The 19,455-nt window shown below is 68.0% G+C and carries 17 protein-coding genes; 8 read left to right on the plus strand and 9 right to left on the minus strand.

The window, feature by feature from the left end; all coding sequences use genetic code 11:
- Positions 1-120: 120 nt before the first annotated feature.
- Positions 121-591: an SRPBCC family protein gene (locus LKD76_RS10305; protein ID WP_227985186.1), complete on the plus strand. Its 471-nt coding sequence runs from the start codon at positions 121-123 to the stop codon at positions 589-591.
- Positions 592-658: 67 nt separating this feature from the next.
- Here the strand turns inward: LKD76_RS10305 and LKD76_RS10310 are convergent, their stop codons facing one another.
- The 4 genes from LKD76_RS10310 to LKD76_RS10325 all read right to left on the minus strand — a co-directional run bounded on the left by LKD76_RS10310 (position 659) and on the right by LKD76_RS10325 (position 4,674).
- On the minus strand, positions 659-1,441 hold the full coding sequence (locus LKD76_RS10310; protein ID WP_227980807.1) for a class I SAM-dependent methyltransferase: 783 nt from the start codon (positions 1,439-1,441) through the stop codon (positions 659-661).
- Positions 1,442-1,618: 177 nt separating this feature from the next.
- Positions 1,619-1,978, minus strand: a complete 360-nt coding sequence (locus LKD76_RS10315) for a hypothetical protein (protein ID WP_227980808.1) — start codon at positions 1,976-1,978, stop codon at positions 1,619-1,621.
- 337 nt (positions 1,979-2,315) lie between these two features.
- Positions 2,316-3,440 carry an acyl-CoA dehydrogenase family protein gene (locus LKD76_RS10320; protein ID WP_227980809.1) on the minus strand — a complete coding sequence of 375 codons (1,125 nt, stop codon included), beginning with the start codon at positions 3,438-3,440 and terminating at the stop codon, positions 2,316-2,318.
- A gap of 1 nt (position 3,441) precedes the next feature.
- Positions 3,442-4,674 carry an acyl-CoA dehydrogenase family protein gene (locus LKD76_RS10325; RefSeq protein WP_227980810.1) on the minus strand — a complete coding sequence of 411 codons (1,233 nt, stop codon included), beginning with the start codon at positions 4,672-4,674 and terminating at the stop codon, positions 3,442-3,444.
- A 173-nt stretch (positions 4,675-4,847) separates the two neighbouring features.
- On the opposite strand from LKD76_RS10325, the gene smc reads away from it, so the two are divergent.
- Positions 4,848-8,462 (plus strand): chromosome segregation protein SMC, encoded by a 3,615-nt coding sequence (gene smc, locus LKD76_RS10330; protein ID WP_227980811.1) that lies wholly within the window; start codon positions 4,848-4,850, stop codon positions 8,460-8,462.
- 6 nt (positions 8,463-8,468) lie between these two features.
- On the opposite strand, the gene LKD76_RS10335 is transcribed toward smc, so the two are convergent.
- Positions 8,469-9,365: an NmrA family NAD(P)-binding protein gene (locus tag LKD76_RS10335; RefSeq protein ID WP_227980812.1), complete on the minus strand. Its 897-nt coding sequence runs from the start codon at positions 9,363-9,365 to the stop codon at positions 8,469-8,471.
- Between the two features lie 108 nt (positions 9,366-9,473).
- Here LKD76_RS10335 and LKD76_RS10340 point away from each other — a divergent pair, with 108 nt between their 5' ends.
- Positions 9,474-10,268: a TetR/AcrR family transcriptional regulator gene (locus tag LKD76_RS10340; RefSeq protein ID WP_227980813.1), complete on the plus strand. Its 795-nt coding sequence runs from the start codon at positions 9,474-9,476 to the stop codon at positions 10,266-10,268.
- 17 nt (positions 10,269-10,285) lie between these two features.
- Here LKD76_RS10340 and LKD76_RS10345 read toward each other — a convergent pair whose 3' ends face one another.
- Together LKD76_RS10345 and LKD76_RS10350 are read right to left on the minus strand one after the other, a co-directional pair.
- Entirely contained in the window at positions 10,286-10,522 is a 237-nt protein-coding gene (locus tag LKD76_RS10345; RefSeq protein ID WP_227980814.1) for a hypothetical protein, read from the minus strand.
- Positions 10,523-11,110 carry a TetR/AcrR family transcriptional regulator gene (locus tag LKD76_RS10350; protein WP_227980815.1) on the minus strand — a complete coding sequence of 196 codons (588 nt, stop codon included), beginning with the start codon at positions 11,108-11,110 and terminating at the stop codon, positions 10,523-10,525.
- A 112-nt stretch (positions 11,111-11,222) separates the two neighbouring features.
- Here LKD76_RS10350 and LKD76_RS10355 point away from each other — a divergent pair, with 112 nt between their 5' ends.
- A complete protein-coding gene (locus LKD76_RS10355; RefSeq protein WP_227980816.1) occupies positions 11,223-12,323 on the plus strand; it encodes an FAD-dependent monooxygenase in 1,101 nt (366 codons plus the stop codon).
- Between the two features lie 4 nt (positions 12,324-12,327).
- Here the strand turns inward: LKD76_RS10355 and LKD76_RS10360 are convergent, their stop codons facing one another.
- Entirely contained in the window at positions 12,328-12,966 is a 639-nt protein-coding gene (locus tag LKD76_RS10360; protein WP_227980817.1) for a TetR/AcrR family transcriptional regulator, read from the minus strand.
- 255 nt (positions 12,967-13,221) lie between these two features.
- Here LKD76_RS10360 and LKD76_RS10365 point away from each other — a divergent pair, with 255 nt between their 5' ends.
- Positions 13,222-14,403: an LLM class flavin-dependent oxidoreductase gene (locus LKD76_RS10365; RefSeq protein ID WP_227980818.1), complete on the plus strand. Its 1,182-nt coding sequence runs from the start codon at positions 13,222-13,224 to the stop codon at positions 14,401-14,403.
- 2 nt (positions 14,404-14,405) lie between these two features.
- On the plus strand, positions 14,406-15,485 hold the full coding sequence (locus tag LKD76_RS10370; RefSeq protein WP_227980819.1) for an alcohol dehydrogenase catalytic domain-containing protein: 1,080 nt from the start codon (positions 14,406-14,408) through the stop codon (positions 15,483-15,485).
- Between the two features lie 24 nt (positions 15,486-15,509).
- Here the strand turns inward: LKD76_RS10370 and LKD76_RS10375 are convergent, their stop codons facing one another.
- On the minus strand, positions 15,510-15,899 hold the full coding sequence (locus LKD76_RS10375) for a DUF2237 family protein (RefSeq protein ID WP_227980820.1): 390 nt from the start codon (positions 15,897-15,899) through the stop codon (positions 15,510-15,512).
- Between the two features lie 339 nt (positions 15,900-16,238).
- On the opposite strand from LKD76_RS10375, the gene ftsY reads away from it, so the two are divergent.
- Entirely contained in the window at positions 16,239-17,786 is a 1,548-nt protein-coding gene (ftsY, locus tag LKD76_RS10380; RefSeq protein WP_255659886.1) for a signal recognition particle-docking protein FtsY, read from the plus strand.
- Between the two features lie 257 nt (positions 17,787-18,043).
- Entirely contained in the window at positions 18,044-19,453 is a 1,410-nt protein-coding gene (locus tag LKD76_RS10385; RefSeq protein WP_227980822.1) for an ammonium transporter, read from the plus strand.
- Positions 19,454-19,455: the final 2 nt, after the last annotated feature.

Genomic DNA, 19,455 nt, shown 5'->3' on the forward strand with positions numbered 1-19,455 from the left:
AAATGATCTGTATCGGAGTGTTTTTCGGGATGGATGGCGCACCCGCGTCCGCATCCCGACTTATCACTGGTGGCTATATTCGAACCGTCTTTGCATCAGCTTTCGCGCGAAAATGATCTCATGACTGAAGAACGGTTCGAGGTCCGACGGGAGATCGCGGCACAGCCGGCCGAGATCTTCGCCCTGCTGTGCTCACCCGAAGGGCATGTGTCGATCGACAGCACGGGCATGCTGCAATCAGCAGAAGGCGAAACAATCACCGCCGTCGGAGATGAATTCGTCGTGCACATGGATCGCGAATCGCTCAATGACTTTCCCGACATGGGAAAGTACGACGTCACGGTGACCATCACCGCATTCGAAAAGGACGCCCATATCGCGTGGACGGTCGGCCGCGAGGGCCAGGTGCCGATCGACCACCGCTACGGCTACCGCGTAGAACCCAGCGAGATCGGCGCCTCGGTGACGTCCTACTACGATTGGAGTCAGATCCCGGCGCAATACCGCGAAATGGGAATCTTCCCGATTCTTCCCGAATTCGTGCTGCGGGCCTCGCTCGGGCTCCTCGCCAGGACCGTGGAGAAGAAATAGGCGATCCGCCGAGTCGGTGAGTGTCGTCGGCAGGTACCCGACGACACTCACCGGCGAGTGTGCCGCGCTACTTGGTTGCGACGATGACGGTGCCGCTGCCCAGGTCTATCGGACGGCCGTGAAAATCGGCTGCGAATGCCACGTGGCCGAATCCGGCTTCGTGGATCGCTGTCTCGAGTTGCGAGCGGGAGTACATGTTGAGCCGACACTGCCGGGACCATCCAGGACGCTTCCAGTGAAGGTCGAGTTCCTGGGTGGTCCAATCATATCGAGCGTGACCGACGAGATCGGACCGTTGCACCAGCTGCGTGCTGATCAATTCGCTGCCGTTGCGCACTCGATGCTCGAAGTATTCGAGAGTATCGATTTCCATGACGAGCTTGCCCCCGGGCACGAGAACATCGGCCCAGGCCGCGAGGGCGGCAAGGTCTTCCTCGCGGGTATCGAAGAAGCCGAAGCTGGTCCACAGGTTCAAAATTGCGTCGTATGGACCTGCGGGTGGCGTTCGCATATCGGTCAGGACGAAGGCGCAGTCAGGGTATCGCCGCCGGGCGTCGTCGAGTTGTTTCGGTGAGTTGTCTATACCGACGATACGATAGCCGCGCCGACCGAGCGGTCCGGTGTGACGGCCGAATCCGCAAGGGACATCGAGTATTCGCGCTCCGAGGGGTAATCGCAGCAAGGCGACAATCGCATCGATCTCGCTCTCGGTGTGATCGTATTTGCCTAGGATGGTGAATGTTTCGCGGAAGCCTTCGTCGAAGAATTCGTCAGCCCAGTTGTCTCGGGTGATGCGTTCGGAAGTGGTCGCCGTGACCGGGCGCGCCGGCTGCTCGATCGAAATCTTCATCGCTGGTTCCTCGAAAACCGAACGACCATATCGCAATTCATGACCATATGAACAGTGCGATCGGTCCACGTGAGCGGTGTGCCGACGGCCGCCATCGGTCGCGCGCGGTCGGATAGTTGCCGATGGGGTGTAGCTCCCCGGAAGGGGAGCTGCACCGAACGGATCAATTCTCGTGGATCACTTCTTGTCGAGTTCGACCAGCTTGCAGACGCACAGCGTCACGGTGTGGGCGAGAATGCCGCCGAAATACCGGGTGCAGAACTCCGCGTAGCCGACCGGGTCACACTGGTGCGCATGCCACGCCGAATCCACTTCCAGATCATCGGGCAGGTAGTTGCCCTGCATGCCACTGGCCCGGAAGCGCTCCAGTGACCGCTGGTAGCGGGTTACTCGATCGTCGATCTGCTCCTCGGTCAAGGCTGTGGAGCCCGGCCAGAACAAGTGGCCCCAACGCAGGTTCTCTTTGAGATGTGTCGTATCGAAATCCGCAGCAGGTACTTCGGTTTCAGTCGATACAGCCGCGATACTCGTCGTCATAACCCGAACCCTCGATTCGTTCAGAAACTCACCATGCCGGCCGACAAGTCTCCAGAGGTGCTGGAGTAGTCAGAGTGTGGTGTGTGCCAGATCACCAGTCAAGGGATGAGCCCTCCCAGCGCTGGGAGAGCCCATGCGTGAACTTGTTTGCGACTCAAACGATTTCACGGACAGTTGCGATGGGTGAGCCGAACCGGGGAGCGTCCGACCAGGCCGGGCGCGAAGATGCGTCGGCCTGGTCGGTCGTCGAACCCGAGTCACGCACAGCGCCAGTGGTTTCGGTGAAACATGGCTGCTGCGGTGGCGGGAGCCCTCCCGCGTCGGTGAACCCCGGGATTCACGGCCGGGTCAGCGCTGCGTAGCGCGCGATGTGCTGATCGGCCGAGCCCCATTCGTAGCGAATCGCGGTGAGCCGCTTGAAGAAGTGTCCGATCGCCAGCTCCTCGGTCATGCCCATCGCCCCGTGTAACTGCACCGCGTGCTGACCGATGAATCCGGCGGCGCGGGCGATAGTGGCCTTGGCGGCGGCGGCCGCGCGGGCCCGGACCCGGGGTTCGGCATCGAGCTTCAGCGTCACCAGATAGGTGGCGGCGACGGCCTGTTCGAGTTCCAGATGCATATCGACCATGCGATGCTGCAGCACCTGGAAGCTGCCGATCGGCACCCCGAACTGCCGGCGCTGCTTGCTGTACTCCACGGTTTCGGCGAGCACCCGGCGCATCGCTCCCACGGCCTCGGCGCAGATCGCCGCGATCGCCTCGTCGACCCCGAGTTCGAGTGAATCATCGGCCGCGCCTTCGGATCCCAGCAGCGCGTCGGCGGGCACCCGTACCCCCTCGAACACCAGATCGGCCGCGCGGCGTTCGTCGATGGTGCGATAGGCGTGCTGTGTCACGCCGGCGGAATCGGCCGCCACGACGAACAGCGACAGCCCCGGCCCCGCCTCGGTGCGCGCGGTGACCAGCAGATGGGTGGCCAGCGGTGCGCTGGTGACGCCGGTCTTGGCGCCGTCGATGATCCACCCGTCCCCGTCGCGGCGCGCGGTGGTCGCGATGCGGTGCAGGTCGTATCCGGATTGCGGTTCCAGCCCGGCCAGGGCCGTGACGACCGAGCCGTCGACGATGCCACGCAGCAGTTCGTCGGCCGCCCTGCCCCCCGCGCGCCGCAGGAGCCCGCCACCGAGTACGGCGGTGTCGATATAGGGCTCGACCACCAGCGCGCTGCCCAGGGCCTCGGCGATGATCATGGTCTCGATCGCGCCGCCGTCGAAGCCGCCGACGCTCTCGGGCAGACCGGCGCCGAGAATGCCGACCTCTTCGGCGAAGCCGCGCCAGATCTCGGGCTGATGTCCGGCGCCGACCCGGGCCGCCGCACGGCTCTTCTCGAGGTCGTAGCGCGCGGCGAGGAATTCGGTGACCGTGTCACCGAGCAGTTGCTGTTCGGCAGTGAATTCGAAGTCCATCTCACAGTCCCAGGGTTGCCTTGGCGATGATGTTGCGCTGAATCTCGTTGCTGCCCGCGTAGATCGAGCCGGCCCGGTCGTTGAAGTACCGCAGCGGCGCCACGGCCTGCCACGGTTCGCCGCTGAGATATCCGTCGGCGGGTGCGACGAAATCGGCGACCGGCCCACCCGGCATCGCCGCATGCGGCTGATAGGCCCGCCCGCGCGGTCCGGCGGCCTCGAGGGCCAGTTCGGTGAGCTGCTGGCTCAATTCGGTGCCCAGGATCTTGATCGTGGACGCCGCCGGACCGGGGTCCTTGCCGCGCGAGATGGCCGACATGGTCCGGTATTCCAGGATCTCGAGCACGTCGGCGCGGATCCGCGCATCGGCCAGCTTGGCGGCGAAGGCGGGCTCGTCGAGCAGGCTGCCGCCGGCGAAGCCGGGCTGTGCGGCCGCGTGCGCGGCCAGCGATTCGGCGAGCACCTGCAGGGCCGGGCCGTAGGCCGAACCACCGCGTTCGAAGTTGAGCAGATGTTTGGCGACGGTCCAGCCCTCGTCGACGCGGCCGATGACATTGGTCTTCGACACCCGGACCTGATCGAAGAACACCTGATTCTGCACCTGCTCGCCGGAGGTCATGACCAGCGGCCGGATCTCGATACCCGGGGTGTCCATGGGAATCAGCACGAAGGTGATGCCCTGCTGTTTGCGTTCCAGCTTCGACGTGCGGACCAGGGCGAAGATCCAGTTCGCCTCGCTGGCGTGGGTGGTCCAGATCTTGGATCCGGTGCAGACCAGATCGTCGCCGTCGGACACCGCGGCCATGGTCAGCGAGGCCAGATCGGAACCGGCCTCCGGCTCGGAATAGCCCTGGCAGAAGAAGACCTCACCGGTGAGGATGCGAGGCAGGAAGAAGTCCTTCTGCTCGGGGGTGCCGAAGGCGATGATCGCGTGCGCGACCATCCGGATACCCATCGGCGACAGTGCGGGCGCACCCGCGAGCGTGGATTCACGATCGAAGATGTAGTGCTGCGTCATGCTCCAGTCGCAGCCGCCGTGCGCGACCGGCCAGGCCGGTGCGGCCCAGCCGCGGGCGTTCAGGATGTGCTGCCACCGCATGCTGGCCTCGTGATCCGGGTACACGCTGGTGGCGAGCTGACCGGCGCGACGTAGTTCCGGGGTCAGATTCTCGTCCAGGAAGCGCCGCACCTCGTCGCGAAACGCCAGATCGGTGGGTGACCAGTCCAGATTCACGAAGAACTCCTTGTACGGTAAATGGGCTTCTACCATCTCATTCGGTCCTACCAGAGCGCAAATGACCGTTAACTTATTGAGGGAATTCGCGGCTCGGGACGGCGACGGGGCCGCGTGCGCGTTCGCCCGGCATACGACCGGCTACGCCCTGCGACCGGGTAGCCTGACCGACTGTGCACCTGAAGAGTCTGACGCTGAAGGGATTCAAATCCTTCGCGTCCGCGACGACGCTGCGCCTCGAGCCCGGCATCACCTGTGTGGTGGGCCCGAACGGCTCGGGCAAATCGAACGTCGTCGACGCGCTGACCTGGGTGATGGGGGAGCAGGGCGCCAAGGCGCTGCGGGGCGGGAAAATGCAGGACGTGATCTTCGCCGGTACCTCGGGGCGTGCGCCGCTGGGTCGCGCCGAGGTCACCCTCACCATCGACAACTCCGACGGAGCGTTGCCGATCGACTACTCCGAGGTGTCGATCACCCGGCGAATGTTCCGCGACGGCGCGGGCGAGTACGAGATCAACGGCAACTCCTGCCGGTTGATGGACGTGCAGGAACTGCTGTCGGACTCCGGTATCGGCCGGGAAATGCACGTCATCGTCGGCCAGGGACAGCTGTCGGCGATTCTGGAATCTCGTCCCGAGGATCGCCGGGCCTTCATCGAGGAGGCCGCGGGTGTGCTCAAACACCGCAAACGCAAAGAGAAGGCGGTCCGCAAACTCGACGCCATGCAGGCGAATCTGGCCCGCCTGACCGATCTCACCACCGAATTGCGCCGGCAGCTCAAACCACTGGGGCGCCAGGCCGAGGTGGCGCGGCGGGCGGCGACCGTGCAGGCGGATCTGCGTGATGCCCGCCTGCGGCTGGCCGCCGACGATCTGGTGGTGCGGCGGCGCGAGCTGGAGAGTCAGCAGAGCAAGGAGGCCTACGCCCGCGAGCAGCAGATCACCGTGCAGGCCGAACTCGACGCGGCCAACGCGGCATTGGCGCAGCAGGAGTTCCAGCTGTCGCGGCTGACCCCCGGGGCCGAGGCCGCCGCCCAGACCTGGTTCCAGCTCTCGGCACTGGTGGAGCGCGTCAACGCGACCATCCGCATCGCGCGCGACCGGGCCCGCAACCTCACCATCGAACAGCCGACCGGGACCGGTCGCGATCCCGAGCAGCTCGAGGCCGAAGCCGATCGGGTGCAGGCCGAGGAGGCCGAACTACTCGAGGCGGTCGAGGTGGCCTCGGCCACCCTGGAGGCCGCGCGCGATCAGCTGATCGACCGCGAACAGGCCGCCAAGGCCGCCGAGCAGGCCCATCTGGCGGCCGTGCGCGCGATCGCCGACCGGCGCGAAGGGCTGGCCCGCCTGGCCGGTCAGGTCGACACGCTGCGGCACCGTGCCCAATCGGCCGACGGTGATATCGCCCGGCTGTCCGAGTCGCTGACCGCCGCACGCCAGCGCGGTGACGAGGCCGAGGCCGAATTCGAGTCGGTGCAGACGGAATTGAGCGAACTCGATGCCGGGGAAGAAGGGCTCGACGCCGCCTACGAACATGCCGCGCAGGCGCTCGAACTGGTCGACGCGCGGGTGACCGAACTGCGCGAGCGCGACCGCGAGGCCGGTAAGAAGGTGGCCTCGCTGACCGCCCGCATCGAGGCGCTCACCATGGGGCTGGCCCGCAGGGACGGCGGCGCCTGGCTGCTGGACAACCATCGGGACGGGATGCTCGGACCGCTGTCGGGAATGGTGCGGGCGCACAGCGGATTCGAGGCCGCGGTCGCGGCCGCGCTGGGTCCGCTGGCCGATGCCGTCGCCGCGGATTCGGGCGCCACCGCACACGCCGCTGTGCGGGAGCTCAAGGAGGCCGACGGCGGCCGGGCGGCGCTGGTCTACGCCGGCGCGGCGCCACTGGCCGCCGAGCCCGCCGAAGGTGAATTGCCCGCGGGCGCGCGCCGGCTCGCCGAGGTGGTCGAGTACCCGGACCGGCTGCGTGGTGCGGTCGCCGCCCTCACCGCGGGCACCGTCGTCGTCGACGATCTGGCGCGGGCCGCGGACGTGCTCGCCGCCCGGCCCGACTTGCGCGTGGTGACCCGCGACGGCGATCTGAGCGGATCCGGCTGGGTGCTCGGTGGTTCCGATCGCGCCCCCAGCCAGCTCGAGGTCCAGGCCGATATCGACACCGCCGCCGCCGAACTGGTGTCGTGGCAGCGGCAGGCCGAGGAGCTCGAGGCGGCGCTGTCGGGTGCGCTGGCCGAGCAGGGCGATCGCAAACAGGCCGTCGATCAGGCACTGCTCGCCCTGCACGAATCCGATCAGGCGATGGTCGCGATCTACGACCGGCTCGGTCGGCTCGGCGCCACCGCGCGCGGCGCGCGCACCGACTACGAACGCCTGCTGGCGCAACGCGCGGAGGCCGAGACCACCCGCGACGAGAATCTGACGGCCCTGGCCGACCTCGAGGGCCGGCTGCGCCATGCCGAATCCGAGCACTCGGATCTGGATTCCGATGCCGACGCCGGAACCGATGCCGCCGGGCAGGAACGCGAGCAAGCCGCCGCCGCCCTGGCCGAGGCGCGGGCCATGGAGGTGGAGGCGCGGCTGTCGGTGCGGACCGCGGAGGAACGCGCGGAATCGGTTCGCGGAAAAGCGGATTCGCTGCGGCGCGCCGCCCGGGCCGAACGCGAGACGCGTGCGCGAGCCGAGCGCGCGCAGGCGGCCCGGCGGCGCGCCGCCGAGGTGGCGGCGGTGGTCGCCGAATCCGCGGAGCGGATCGCCGCCGAACTGGAAACGGTGGTGGGCGAGGCCGCCGCACGGCGCGACGAGCTGGTGCGCCGCCGCACCGAATGCGCGGCGCAGGTCGATCAGACCAAGGAACGGGCGCGGGCCCTGACCACCCAGCTCACCCAGCTGACCGACGCCGTGCACCGGGACGAGGTGGCGCGTGCCCAGTCCGCCTTGCGCATCGAACAATTGGAAACCACCATCGCCGAGCAGTTCGGCATCGCCCTGGACGAACTCGTCGCCGAATACGGCCCGCACGTCCCGATGCCGCCCACCGCCCTGGAACTGCAGGAGTACGAACAGGCCCGCGAACGCGGTGATCAGGTCAGCCCGCCGCAACCGATGCCCTACGACCGCGCCACGCAGGAGCGTCGCGTCAAACGTGCCGAGAAGGATCTGACCACGCTCGGCAAGGTGAATCCTCTTGCGCTGGAGGAGTTCGCGGCGCTGGAGGAGCGCTACACCTTCCTGTCCACGCAGCTCGAGGACGTCAAGAAGGCCCGCCAGGATCTGCTCGACGTGGTCGCCGAGGTCGACGCGCGCATCCTGCAGGTGTTCACCGAGGCCTACGAGGATGTGGAACGCGAGTTCGTGCAGGTCTTCGGCAGGCTCTTCCCGGGCGGTGAGGGCCGGCTGCTGCTGACCGACCCCTCCGATATGCTCACCACCGGAATCGAGGTGGAGGCCCGGCCTCCGGGGAAGAAGGTCAAGCGGCTGTCACTGCTGTCCGGTGGCGAGAAATCCCTTGCCGCGGTGGCATTTCTGGTCTCGATCTTCCGTGCCCGTCCCTCACCGTTCTATGTGATGGACGAGGTCGAAGCGGCCCTGGACGACACCAACCTGCGTCGGCTCATCGGCCTGTTCGAACAGCTGCGGGAGAAGTCCCAGCTGATCGTGATCACCCACCAGAAGCCGACCATGGAGATCGCCGACGCGCTCTACGGCGTGAGCATGCGCGGCGACGGCATCACCCAGGTCATCTCGCAGCGGATGCGCGGCCAGAATCTGGTCGGCGCGTCCACCTAGCCGATCTCATCCGGCCAGCCGGGACTTCAGGACCGCCGCGCCGGTGGTGGTGAGCCAGGTCTCGAGACTCTGCAGGCCCGGATGGATCCGGCGGATCTGTTCGATATCGGCGCGCCAGCCGTGCCCCTGATGGGTCAGGCGCCACGTATTGCCGATCTGCTCGCCGAGTTCGTCGGCTTGCGCCTCGGTGAGCTCGTGATACCGCACCGGGAATCCGGTCGCCCGGGAAATGAGCTCCATCGCGGCCGAGGGGGTCACGGCATCGCCGGCGAGTTCGAGGATCTGTCCGGTGAATCGTGCGGGATCGGCGAACGCCGCCGCGGCGACGGCGGCGATATCGTCGACCGCGATCATCTGCAGCGGCCGCTCGGACGGGAACAGATGGGTGTTCACGCCGTCGACGAATCCGTCGACCGGCAGGCCCTGCGCGAGGTAGTTCTCCATGAACCGGACCGGGCGCAGGATGGTGTATCGCATACCGCTCGCCGCGAGCGCCTCCTCGATCTGGCGCTTTCCGGCACTGCCCCAAGGGATTTCGTTGTCGAACGAGGCGACCCCGGTGAAGACGATATGGTCGGTTCCGGCGTGCCGGGCGGCGTCGACGAGTGCGCGGCCGCGAGTCGCCTCGAGTTCGACATCCCAGCCGTCGGGCCCGAACGCCGCCGGCGGGACGGCGAAGACGCCTCGGGTTCCGGCCACCGCCGCCGCCAGGGTGGGTGGGTCGTCGAAGTCGCCGACGGCGACCTGAGCTCCCCGTCCGGCCAGTTCCCGGACGGCCGGGGCGTCGGGATCGCGGACCAGGATGCGAACCGGCGTCCGGCTCGACAGCAGTGCGCGGGCGGTCGCGCCACCCTGGTTGCCGGTCGCGCCGGTGACGAGAACGAGGTCGTTGTGCTCGGTCATGGTCGTGTGCAGCCCTTTCGGTAGAATCGGGTTGGTCAACCCGTATCTGCACGATAGAAACGCGACCGGCGTCTGTGCCAGCCGTCGGTGAAGGGGTTTCGTCACGCCATGAACGCACCGGCACCCGCCGTACCGGCCACTCGAATCGACGCCCGCCGCAACCGGGCCCGGGTGCTCACCGCCGCTCAGCGAGCCTTCGCCGAATCCGGAATGTCGGTATCGCTGTCGGAGATCGCGCGGCGCGCGGGTGTCGGCGCGGGCACTGTGCACCGGCATTTCCCGACCAAGACCGATCTGCTGGAGGCGGTGATCCAGCAGCGGATCGACCGGCTGACCGCGCGGGCGCTGACCCTGCGCGACGCCCCGGACCCCACCGCCGCTTTCCTGGACTTCTGTCGCGAGATCGTCACGCGCACTCCGGGAAACAAGGCGATGTGCGATCTGCTGGAGGCCGATGACGGCTGGCCGCGAGTGCTGCTCCGGGATGCGGGGGAGCGGTTTCACCTGGCGCTGGGACAGCTGCTGCACGCGGCCCAGCGTGCCGGTGGGGTGCGTGCCGATCTGACCCTCACCGATGTGCTGGCGATCTTCACCGGATGTGTTGCCATCCAGCGGGCTTCGAATGTCCGCACCGAACTGTCCCGTCCGGCCGCGATGCTGCTGCAGGCCATGCGCGCCGAATCGACCGTAACGAAACGCGAGAATTCTTCGGATCGCCGTGACGAAAGTCCGGGGAGTGACGAAAGTCGGGATCCGGGGCGATGCCCGATCTGTGGGGCCGGTTTACCGCATTCGGCGACCGGCCGGCCGGCGCGCTACTGCTCGTCCGCGTGTCGGCAGAAGGCGCACCGCCGCCGCCGGGCCGCACGGAATCCGCGGGCGGCATCGGCGGCCGCCGAGTAGTCGAGAACGAGTGGTCGTCAGCTCGGCCGGGTGGCCGACTCGCCGGACGCGGGCCGCGCCGGCGACAGGGTGACGGTGCCGCCGGGCAGGTCCACGATCGGATCGTCACCGGACAGGCGATCGTCGACCTTCGCGACCGCGACCCATTCCTTGCGTTCGTGAATGTGCTTGCGGGACGGGCCGAACAGCTGGTCCATCTCGGCGCCGAGCGGGCTGCCCTCGTCGCCGGATCCGCGTCCACGCCACCATCTCACCTAATCGACGGTACTCGGGCCGCGTAAGCCGTCGACCAGGATCGGCAGCACCCGGTCCACGGCCGCCTCGCCGGACTCTCCGGGCTGGATGTGGAGCCGGGTGGTCAGCAGCAGGCCGATGGTGTCGGCGTCGACGTCGCGGCGCAGATCGGCGTCTCGCTGCGCGCGCTCGACCATGGCCGCGAGCGCGTCGGTGACCCGCGTGCGCACCTCGCCCACCCGAGGGTCGGCGCGGACCATGGTGTGTACGGCGGGCTCGATCGCGTCGGCCAGGGCGCCCAGTCGCAGAATCAGGCATTCCCGCAGGAACCGGCACAGCGCGTCCCAGGCGGTCGGTTCCTCCGCGAGCGCGCTCTCGGCGAGCTCCGCGAGCCGGTTCAGGTGCGCGCGGGCGGTCGCGATCACGAGGGTGTCGCGGTCGGGGAAGCGGCGATACAGCGTGCCGACGCCGACGCCGGCCCGATCGGCGAGATATTTCATCGGCACGTCGGTGCCGCGTTCGGCGAAGACCTCCAGCGCGGTGAGCAGGATCTGGTCGCGGTTGCTACGCGCGTCGGCGCGCAGTTCACCGGTCAGTTCCGATGGCATCAGCGGTCTCCTTCCGGTGCCATACCGATTTCAAGTGGACGAAATTCGTCCGTTTACTCTACCATCGAGTTCAAACGGACGAATTTCGTCCACTTAGGAAAGGCGTAAAACGATGACGACGGTGCTTATCTCCGGTGCGGGTATCGCGGGATCGACGCTCGCGTACTGGCTGACCCGGAACGGATTCGAGGTGACCGTGGTCGAGCGGGCGCGGGGGCAGCGGTCCAGCGGTAATCCGGTGGACGTCCGCGACCGGGCCCTGGACGTGGTGACCGAGATGGGGGTGCTACCCGCGCTGCGCGCGGCGGCGACCGCGGTCGATCGACTGTCCTTCGTCGACGCGAACGGGCGGGCGAAAGCGGTGATGCGGGTGAGTGATCCGGCCGCCGGGGCGCTGGAGCTCGCTCGTGCCGAGTTGGCCGGGATCCTCGCCGGTGCGTCCCGGGACCGAGTCGAGATGCGCTGGGGTGACGGTATTTCCGCGCTCGAACAGTCCGCCCGCGGCGTGTCGGTCGAGTTCGAGTCGGGCGCCGGCGGGCGCTACGACTACGTGGTCGGCGCGGACGGATTGCATTCGGCCGTACGGGGACTGACCTTCGGCGCGGAACGAGAGTTCGTGCGGCATATGGGTATCTACATCGCCACCATGCCGGTGCCGCGGGCGTGGGGTGGTGCCGACGAGGTGGTCATGTACAACTCGCCCGGACGGTCGCTCTCGGTCCATCCGGCGGGTGGCCATCCGATCGCGGCATTCATGTTCCGGCACGCGGCGATCGCGGATCTGGACTACCGCGACACCGACGCGCATCGCCGGCTGCTGATCGAGGAGTTCACGGGCCGGACAGGGCCGTTCGATACCGTGCTCGACCACCTGCGGGACGGCGGCGATCTCTACTTCGACGCCGTCAGCAGGGTATCGCTGCCGCGATGGTCACACGGCCGGGTGGCCGTGGTCGGGGATGCCGCGTCCTGCTTGTCGCTGTTCGGCGACGGCTCCAGTCTGGCGATCGCCGGTGCGCACACCCTGGCCGAGGAACTCGCCGCCGCCCCGCGCGATCCGGACGGTGCGTTGCGGCGCTACGAATCCCGGCACCGGGACCATATCGGCGGCCGGCATCGGGGCGTGCGGCTGGCCTCTGCGCTGATGGTGCCCGCCTCCCGGCCCGCGATCGGCCTGCGCGATACCGCGGTGCGGATCTTCGCCAAGGCGTGAGCGTTCACCGCATCAGGTGAACCAGTCCGCCGGTGAGGAATTCGACCTGATCGTCGAAATAGTCGGTCAGTGCCGCGGGGCCGGGAGTCGCGCCGTGCCGGGCATTCCACTCCTCGGCGCGGCCGAGTGCCTGCAGGAACACCATCAGCGCCACGGCCCAGCGTTGTTCGAGCCGCTCGGGGTCGGTCCCCGGAAAGGTGCGCCGGACCTGGACGAGCAGTGCGGCCCGCAGATCGTTCTCCGTGGCATCCAGCGCCGGATGATCGCGTGCCGACATCTGCGAGACGATCCTGATCCAGCGCATTCCGCGAGTGCGATGACGGCGCAACAGATCTCGATACGGTTCGGTCACCACGTGTACCAGTTCGCCGGCGGTGGGCGGTTCCGGTCGCCGGGCCAGCTCGTCGACACGGCGCCGGATGCCGTCGCGCACGCTCGCGCCGAGATCCAGCAGGACCGCGGCCAGCAGATCGTCCTTGGTGCCGAAGTGATAGTTCACCGATGCCGGCCCCAGGCCGGCGGCGGCGTTGACCGCGCGCACGGATACGGCGTCGACACCCTGTTCGGCGAAGAGGCGTTCGGCGGTCTTCACCAGGCGGGTCCGGGTGGCGCTGCCCTGGCGGTTGCCGGTCGAGGTGGTCACCGCCCGAGAATCGCACAGGGGAACCGAACCGGTGGGAACCACTGCCGCCGGTCCGGGACACTTCTCGATCAGATGATCCATAACAGCGCCGATTCTATCCCTGCCGATACGGCGAAGTTCATTGATTACACGCAGTTTTCGCGACCGGTCCCGGTGGATGGGCCGAGCTACTTTTGGATCAGTTGATCCATGTTAAGCATGATGCATCGGCGGTGAGCTCGATCACAGCCCTTCCGAAGAGGAGACGCATCCGTCATGTGGACCCCCAGTTCGATCCGATTCGGCGCCTTCCTGGCGCCCTACCACCCCCTCGACGCCGATCCGGCACTGCAGCTGCGTCGTGACCTCGATCTGATGGAGCATCTGGACCACCTCGGTTTCGACGAGGCGTGGATGGGTGAACACCACTCCACCGGCGCCGAAATCGTGCCCGCCCCCGATCTGTTCATCGCCGCGGCCGCCGAGCGCACCCGCCGCATCCGGTTCGGCACGGGGGTCGTGTCGCTGCCCTATCACCACCCGCTGGTCACCGCCGACCGCATCACCCAGCTCGACCTGCAGACCCGCGGGCGGGTCATCTTCGGTACCGGTCCGGGCAAGATCCCGCTCGACGCGCACATGATGGGTATCGATCCCTCCGATCAGCGCCGCCGCCAGGGCGAGGCGCTGGCGGCGATTCTGCCGCTGTTGCGCGGTGAGCAGGTCACGATGGAGACCGACTGGTTCACCCTGCGCGACGCGCGGGCCCAGCTGCCGACCTACGACCCGGCCGGAATCGAGGTCGCCGCGGCCTCGACGATCTCGCCGAACGGGTCCGTGCTCGCGGGCACCCACGGCTTGTCGCTGCTGTCGCTGGCGGCCAGTTCACCGTCGGGATTCGAAGCCCTCGACCGCAATTGGGGCGTCTACGAGAAGGCGTGCGCCGATTCCGGGCATCGGGCCGATCGCGCGAACTGGCGGTTGGTCAATCCCATCTTCCTGGCCGAATCACGCGGCGACGCCGAGCGGGCGGTGGCCCGGCGCATCGGCTCGATGGCCGCCTACGTCAACCGGCAGACCGGTCAGCGCCCGCGGTGGGCCGAGACGCCCGCGGGCATCGTCGACCAGTGGCGCAACGAGACTCTCGGTGAGTTCGGTCAGGCGATCATCGGCACTCCGGACGAGGCCGTCGAGCAGATCCAGCGGTTGATCGACAAGACCGGCGGATTCGGCGCACTGCTGATCCTGCACGTCGACATGGCCGACTGGGAGGCGACCAAACGCAGTTACGAGCTGTTCGCCTCGGAGGTGATCCCGCATTTCAAGGATCGCAACCGAGGCCGTGAGGCCAGCCTGCAGTACGCCGAGGACCACCACGAGGTGCTGGTCGGCCGGCTGGTCACCGCCCTCACCAAGGCGCATACCGACTACTACGGCACCGCCGCGACAGGAGCCTGATCATGCGCGCAGCACAATTCGCCGACGGCCGTTTCACCGTCGCCGAGATCGCCGATCCGCCGGCGCTCGGCGCGGGCCAGGTTCGCATCGCGGTCGCAGCCTGCGGGATCTGCGGCAGTGACCTGTCCGTGTCGAAGGATCCGTGCCGGTTCGTCGACGTGGCGGTGGCCGGGGGATATCCGCTCGCGGCCTTCGACGCCGATCGGCCGGTCGTGCTCGGGCACGAATACGCCGGCCTGATCACCGAAATCGGGCCCGGCGTCACCGAATTCGCCATCGGCGACCGAGTGGCGGGGATCGGTCTGGCCACCGATACCGCGACCGGGATCCCGACCATCATCGGATACTCCAACAGCTATCACGGCGGGTTCGGCGAGCAGATCGTGGTCGACGCCTACTGGGTGCGCCCGGTGCCGGAGTCGCTGTCGCTCGAGCACGCCACCCTGGCCGAACCCCTGCACGTGGGGGAGATGCACGTGCAGCAGTCCGGGCTGCGTCCCGGGGATTCGGCACTGGTGATCGGCTGCGGCACCATCGGTTTGGGCGCCGTCGTCGCGGCGAAGGCACACGGTGCTGCCATGGTGATCGCCGCCGAACCGTCGGCCACCCGACGGGAACTCGCGGCCCGGATGGGCGCCGACGTCGTGGTCGATCCGGCCGAGCGCGATCCGATCGATGTGTGGAACGCGCTGATCGCCGACGGCGATACCCTCGTCGGCGACTCGGCGGACGGCACTCTCATCGCCTACGAGTGCAGCGGCCGGACCGGGATCCTCAACGATCTGATGTATCGGCTGCCGTTCAACTCCCGGATCCAGGTCCTCGCGGCGGGATTCGCCGAGGAGACGATCGTGCCGGTCGTGCCGCAGTTCCGCCGGATCGCCGTCAATTTCGGCCACGGCCCCTACCAGGACGCCTACGACGTCACCCTGCGGCGCCTGGCCGACGGGCAGATCGATGCCGAGGCGATCATCACCGGCCGGGTCGGCCTCGACGGTGTCGGCGCGGCCTTCGCCGCCCTGCGCGATCCGCGGGGCCACGTCAAGATCATCGTCAAACCCGAGGGGGTCGAGGGGGCGTGAGTCGAGGGGGCGTGAGGAAGGGGGTCAGAGCAGATCGCTGACGTCGTCGGGGACGTCGACCGCGTATTTGCGCAGGGTTTCCATGGGCACGACCTCGAGGGCGTCCTCGTGGGTGGCCGCCAGGACCACCGGGGCGGCCACCCCGTCCTCGTGGGCGTGCAGCCAGCGCACCGCGACCACACACCAGCGGTCGCCCGGTTGCAGGCCGGGGAAGTTGTTCTCCGGACGTGGTGTCAGCAGATCGTTGCCGATCGATTTCTGGTGCTCCAGGAATTCCTGAGTCACAACGGTGCAGACGGTGTGGCTACCCAGATCCTCGGGGCCGGTGCTGCAGCACCCGTCCCGGTAGAAGCCGGTGAGAGGATCGGTGCCACACTCCTCCAACGGTCCCCCAAGCACATTTCGATCGGTCACATCGCCGATCCTATTGTCTCTGTGTTGGATTCGCCGCGCCTTGGGCAGTTGGCATCCGCACACCCGCCGCGATGCGCGGCCGAACAGGTGTATCGGCCGACGTCGTCGGCGTGTCGGGGCGGCCGAAATTCCTTTCGGATTCCGGCCGGGGCCCGCCCGTGCGCGCCGGCGCCTCGGATCGCCGCGGGCCGCCGCCCGCGGTGCGCCCGTCCGGTCGCGGCGGCCCGGCCGGCGTGCTGACCTCAGGCGATCGGTTCGGGTGCCGGCCCGGGCGGCACGAGCGCGGACGCGGCGCCGCGGACCTGCCGCGGCGCGAGCCGGTCTCCGCGTTCTGACAGGATGGGGGCCGTGAATGCGCAAGCCTGGATTCTGATCGCCGCGATCGCCGCCGTACTGCTGGTGGCGTTCGTTGCCGGATTCGTCCTGTACAAGCGTCGCCGGGTCAGCATTGCAGCGGCCGCGGACCAGGACAAGGAACTGACCGACCGGTCGGGTGGCTACACCGCATCCGGTGGCTTCAACTTCAGTCAGGGAGGTGCGGGCTCGGGCACCCTGACCCCGCCGCGTCCCGAACCGGTGCCGATCGAGCGCACCGACGACGAAGGTCAGCCGCACGTCGGCGACGACGCCGCCATCCCACGCGACTCGGCCCGACGGACCATCACCGACGTGCGGTTGCCGGAACCGGAAACCGTCACCGATCGGCCGGCCGACGGGGCGAGCGGCTCGACGCCGGTCATCGAGCCCGAGACCACCGCCGAGCCGTCGGATCCGGTGGCGCCGGTCGAACCCGCCGCCCCCGCGGACACCGCGGCGAGCGAGGTGACCCCGGCCGAGTCGACCACGACCGAGACCGTGCCGGCGCCGGTGGAAGCCGCCCCGGTCGCGCCGCCGTCGCCGAACGGTGCCGTCGTATCGCCGGCGCCCGTCGAAACGCCGGATACCGCGCCGGCGGTCGAGGAGATCGAACCCACCGCCGGGCGCCTGACCCGCCTGCGCGGGCGGTTGTCCCGCTCGCAGAACGCGGTCGGCAAGAGTCTGCTCGGCCTGCTCGGTGGCGGTGACCTCGACGAGGACTCCTGGGAGGAGGTCGAGGACACCCTGGTCATGGCCGACCTCGGCACCTCGGTCACCACGACGGTCGTGGAGCGGCTGCGTCAGGAGATGGCGGCCCGCAGCGTGCGGACCGCCGAACAGGCCCGGCAGGTGCTGCGCGATGTACTGATCGAGGCACTGCGTCCGGAACTGGACCGTTCCATCCGCGCACTGCCCCATGCCGACCATCCGTCGATCCTGCTGGTCGTCGGTGTCAACGGCACCGGCAAGACCACGACCACCGGCAAACTCGCCCGCGTGCTGGTCGCCGACGGACGCCGGGTGCTGCTCGGCGCCGCCGACACCTTCCGCGCGGCCGCCGCCGACCAGCTGCAGACCTGGGGTGAACGGGTCGGCGCCGACACCGTTCGCGGCCGGGAGGGCGCCGACCCGGCCTCGGTCGCCTTCGACGCGGTCACCACCGGTATCACCGAGGGGGTCGACGCTGTCCTGGTCGACACCGCAGGCCGGCTGCACACCAAGACCGGCCTGATGGACGAGCTGGGCAAGGTCAAGCGCGTGGTGGAGAAGAAGGCCGCGGTGGACGAGGTGCTGCTGGTGCTCGACGCCACCGTCGGCCAGAACGGGCTGACCCAGGCCCGGGTCTTCGCCGAGGTCGTCGACATCACCGGCGTGGTACTCACCAAACTCGACGGCACCGCCAAGGGCGGCATCGTCTTCCAGGTGCAGCACGAACTCGGCGTGCCGGTGAAACTGGTCGGGCTCGGCGAGGGCGCCGACGATCTGGCCCCCTTCGAACCCTCCGCCTTCGTCGACGCGTTGCTCGGCTAGCCACATCCCGTCGTGACCGCCCGGCGCGTGCGCGCCCCTCGCGCCCGGCGCGAAACGCCGAGCTGAAACGGCAGTTCCTCCTCATTTCGACCCACCCCTCACGGTGAGCACGACACTTCTGTGTGCGCCGTGAAACCTGGAAGCAACACGGTGGACGGATCCGTTCACGCATGCGAAACATCGCGGCGGCACGGATGAAACACCAGATGGCGACCCTTGCGTGCAGGCTCGTTGCCGCAGTTTCGGCCGGGCCCGAGATGAGGAGGATCAAGGTGGCGTATCCCTTGCTCGGTGTGCCCGACACCGGCGACACCGCATGGATGCTGGCGAGCTCCGCGCTCGTGTTGTTGATGACCCCGGGGCTGGCGTTCTTCTACGGCGGTATGGTCCGTTCGAAGAATGTGCTCAACATGATCATGATGAGCATCAGCGCGATGGGCGTCGTCGGCGTCCTGTGGGCGCTGTACGGCTTCTCCGAGGCGTTCGGCGACAACAAATTCGGCCTGATCGGCAATCCCGGTCAGTTCTTCGGACTCAAGGGCTTGATCGGCGCCAATGCCGTCAAGGCCAGTCCCGCCGACCCGTCGACCGGTGCGGCCGCGGTGGATCAGGTCAACATCCCGTTGGCGGGCACCATCCCCATGACGGTGTTCGTCGCATTCCAGCTGATGTTCGCGATCATCACGGTCGCGCTGATCTCCGGCGCGGTCGCCGATCGCATGAAGTTCCGGGCGTGGGTGGTCTTCTCCATCGTGTGGGCGACCGTGGTCTACTTCCCGGTCGCGCACTGGGTCTTCGACTTCGACGTCAAGGACGCGGCGGGCAACATCGTCCACCACGGCGGCTGGATCGCCAACAAGTTGCAGGCCATCGACTTCGCCGGTGGTACCGCGGTCCACATCAACGCCGGTGCCGCGGGTCTGGCGCTGTGCCTGGTACTCGGTCGCCGTAAGGGCTGGCCCAAGACGCCGATGCGCCCGCACAACCTGCCCTTCGTCATGCTCGGCGCCGGTCTGCTGTGGTTCGGCTGGTTCGGCTTCAACGCCGGTTCCTCGGTGAGCTCCAACGGACTGGCCGGTTCCACTTTCCTGACCACCACCTTCGCCACCTGTGCCGCGATGATCGGCTGGCTGGTGGTGGAGAAGTTCCGCGACGGCAAGCCCACCAGCCTCGGCGCCGCGTCGGGCATCGTCGCCGGTCTGGTCGCGATCACGCCGTCCTGCTCGTCGGTGAACGTGCTCGGCGCGTTGGTCATCGGCGCGGTCGCCGGTGTGCTGTGCGCCCTGGCGGTGGGACTGAAGTTCAAACTCGGTTTCGACGACTCGCTCGACGTGGTGGGTGTGCACCTGGTCGGTGGTGTGGTCGGTACGCTGCTCATCGGTCTGTTCCTGGCTCCGGAATCCGGCGCGGGCGCTTCGGGCGCGAAGGGCTTGTTCTACGGCGGCGGTTTCGATCAGCTCGGGAAGCAGGCCGTCGGGGCCTTCACCGTGCTCGCGTTCTCCTTCGTCGTCTCACTGATTCTGGGTCTGATCATCAAGTACACGATCGGTATCCGGGCCTCCGAAGAAGAGGAGTTCCAGGGTATGGACGAGTCGGAGCACGCGGAGACGTCATACGATTTCGCTGCTGTGGGTGGCACGGCACGTACCGCCGTCAAGGAGGCATGACG

The organism is Nocardia spumae (assembly GCF_020733635.1).
GTDB lineage: Bacteria > Actinomycetota > Actinomycetes > Mycobacteriales > Mycobacteriaceae > Nocardia > Nocardia spumae.

What these genes read in the sequence shown, in the direction of transcription:
- LKD76_RS10320 (WP_227980809.1), bottom strand. Translation starts at nt 3,440, where the DNA reads ATGGACTTCGAATTCACTGCCGAACAGCAACTGCTCGGTGACACGGTC.
- LKD76_RS10385 (WP_227980822.1), top strand. Translation starts at nt 18,044, where the DNA reads ATGAGGAGGATCAAGGTGGCGTATCCCTTGCTCGGTGTGCCCGACACC.
- LKD76_RS10370 (WP_227980819.1), top strand. Translation starts at nt 14,406, where the DNA reads ATGCGCGCAGCACAATTCGCCGACGGCCGTTTCACCGTCGCCGAGATC.
- LKD76_RS10340 (WP_227980813.1), top strand. Translation starts at nt 9,474, where the DNA reads ATGAACGCACCGGCACCCGCCGTACCGGCCACTCGAATCGACGCCCGC.
- LKD76_RS10305 (WP_227985186.1), top strand. Translation starts at nt 121, where the DNA reads ATGACTGAAGAACGGTTCGAGGTCCGACGGGAGATCGCGGCACAGCCG.
- ftsY (WP_255659886.1), top strand. Translation starts at nt 16,239, where the DNA reads ATGGGGGCCGTGAATGCGCAAGCCTGGATTCTGATCGCCGCGATCGCC.
- LKD76_RS10310 (WP_227980807.1), bottom strand. Translation starts at nt 1,441, where the DNA reads ATGAAGATTTCGATCGAGCAGCCGGCGCGCCCGGTCACGGCGACCACT.
- LKD76_RS10335 (WP_227980812.1), bottom strand. Translation starts at nt 9,365, where the DNA reads ATGACCGAGCACAACGACCTCGTTCTCGTCACCGGCGCGACCGGCAAC.
- LKD76_RS10350 (WP_227980815.1), bottom strand. Translation starts at nt 11,110, where the DNA reads ATGCCATCGGAACTGACCGGTGAACTGCGCGCCGACGCGCGTAGCAAC.
- LKD76_RS10315 (WP_227980808.1), bottom strand. Translation starts at nt 1,978, where the DNA reads ATGACGACGAGTATCGCGGCTGTATCGACTGAAACCGAAGTACCTGCT.
- LKD76_RS10365 (WP_227980818.1), top strand. Translation starts at nt 13,222, where the DNA reads ATGTGGACCCCCAGTTCGATCCGATTCGGCGCCTTCCTGGCGCCCTAC.
- LKD76_RS10355 (WP_227980816.1), top strand. Translation starts at nt 11,223, where the DNA reads ATGACGACGGTGCTTATCTCCGGTGCGGGTATCGCGGGATCGACGCTC.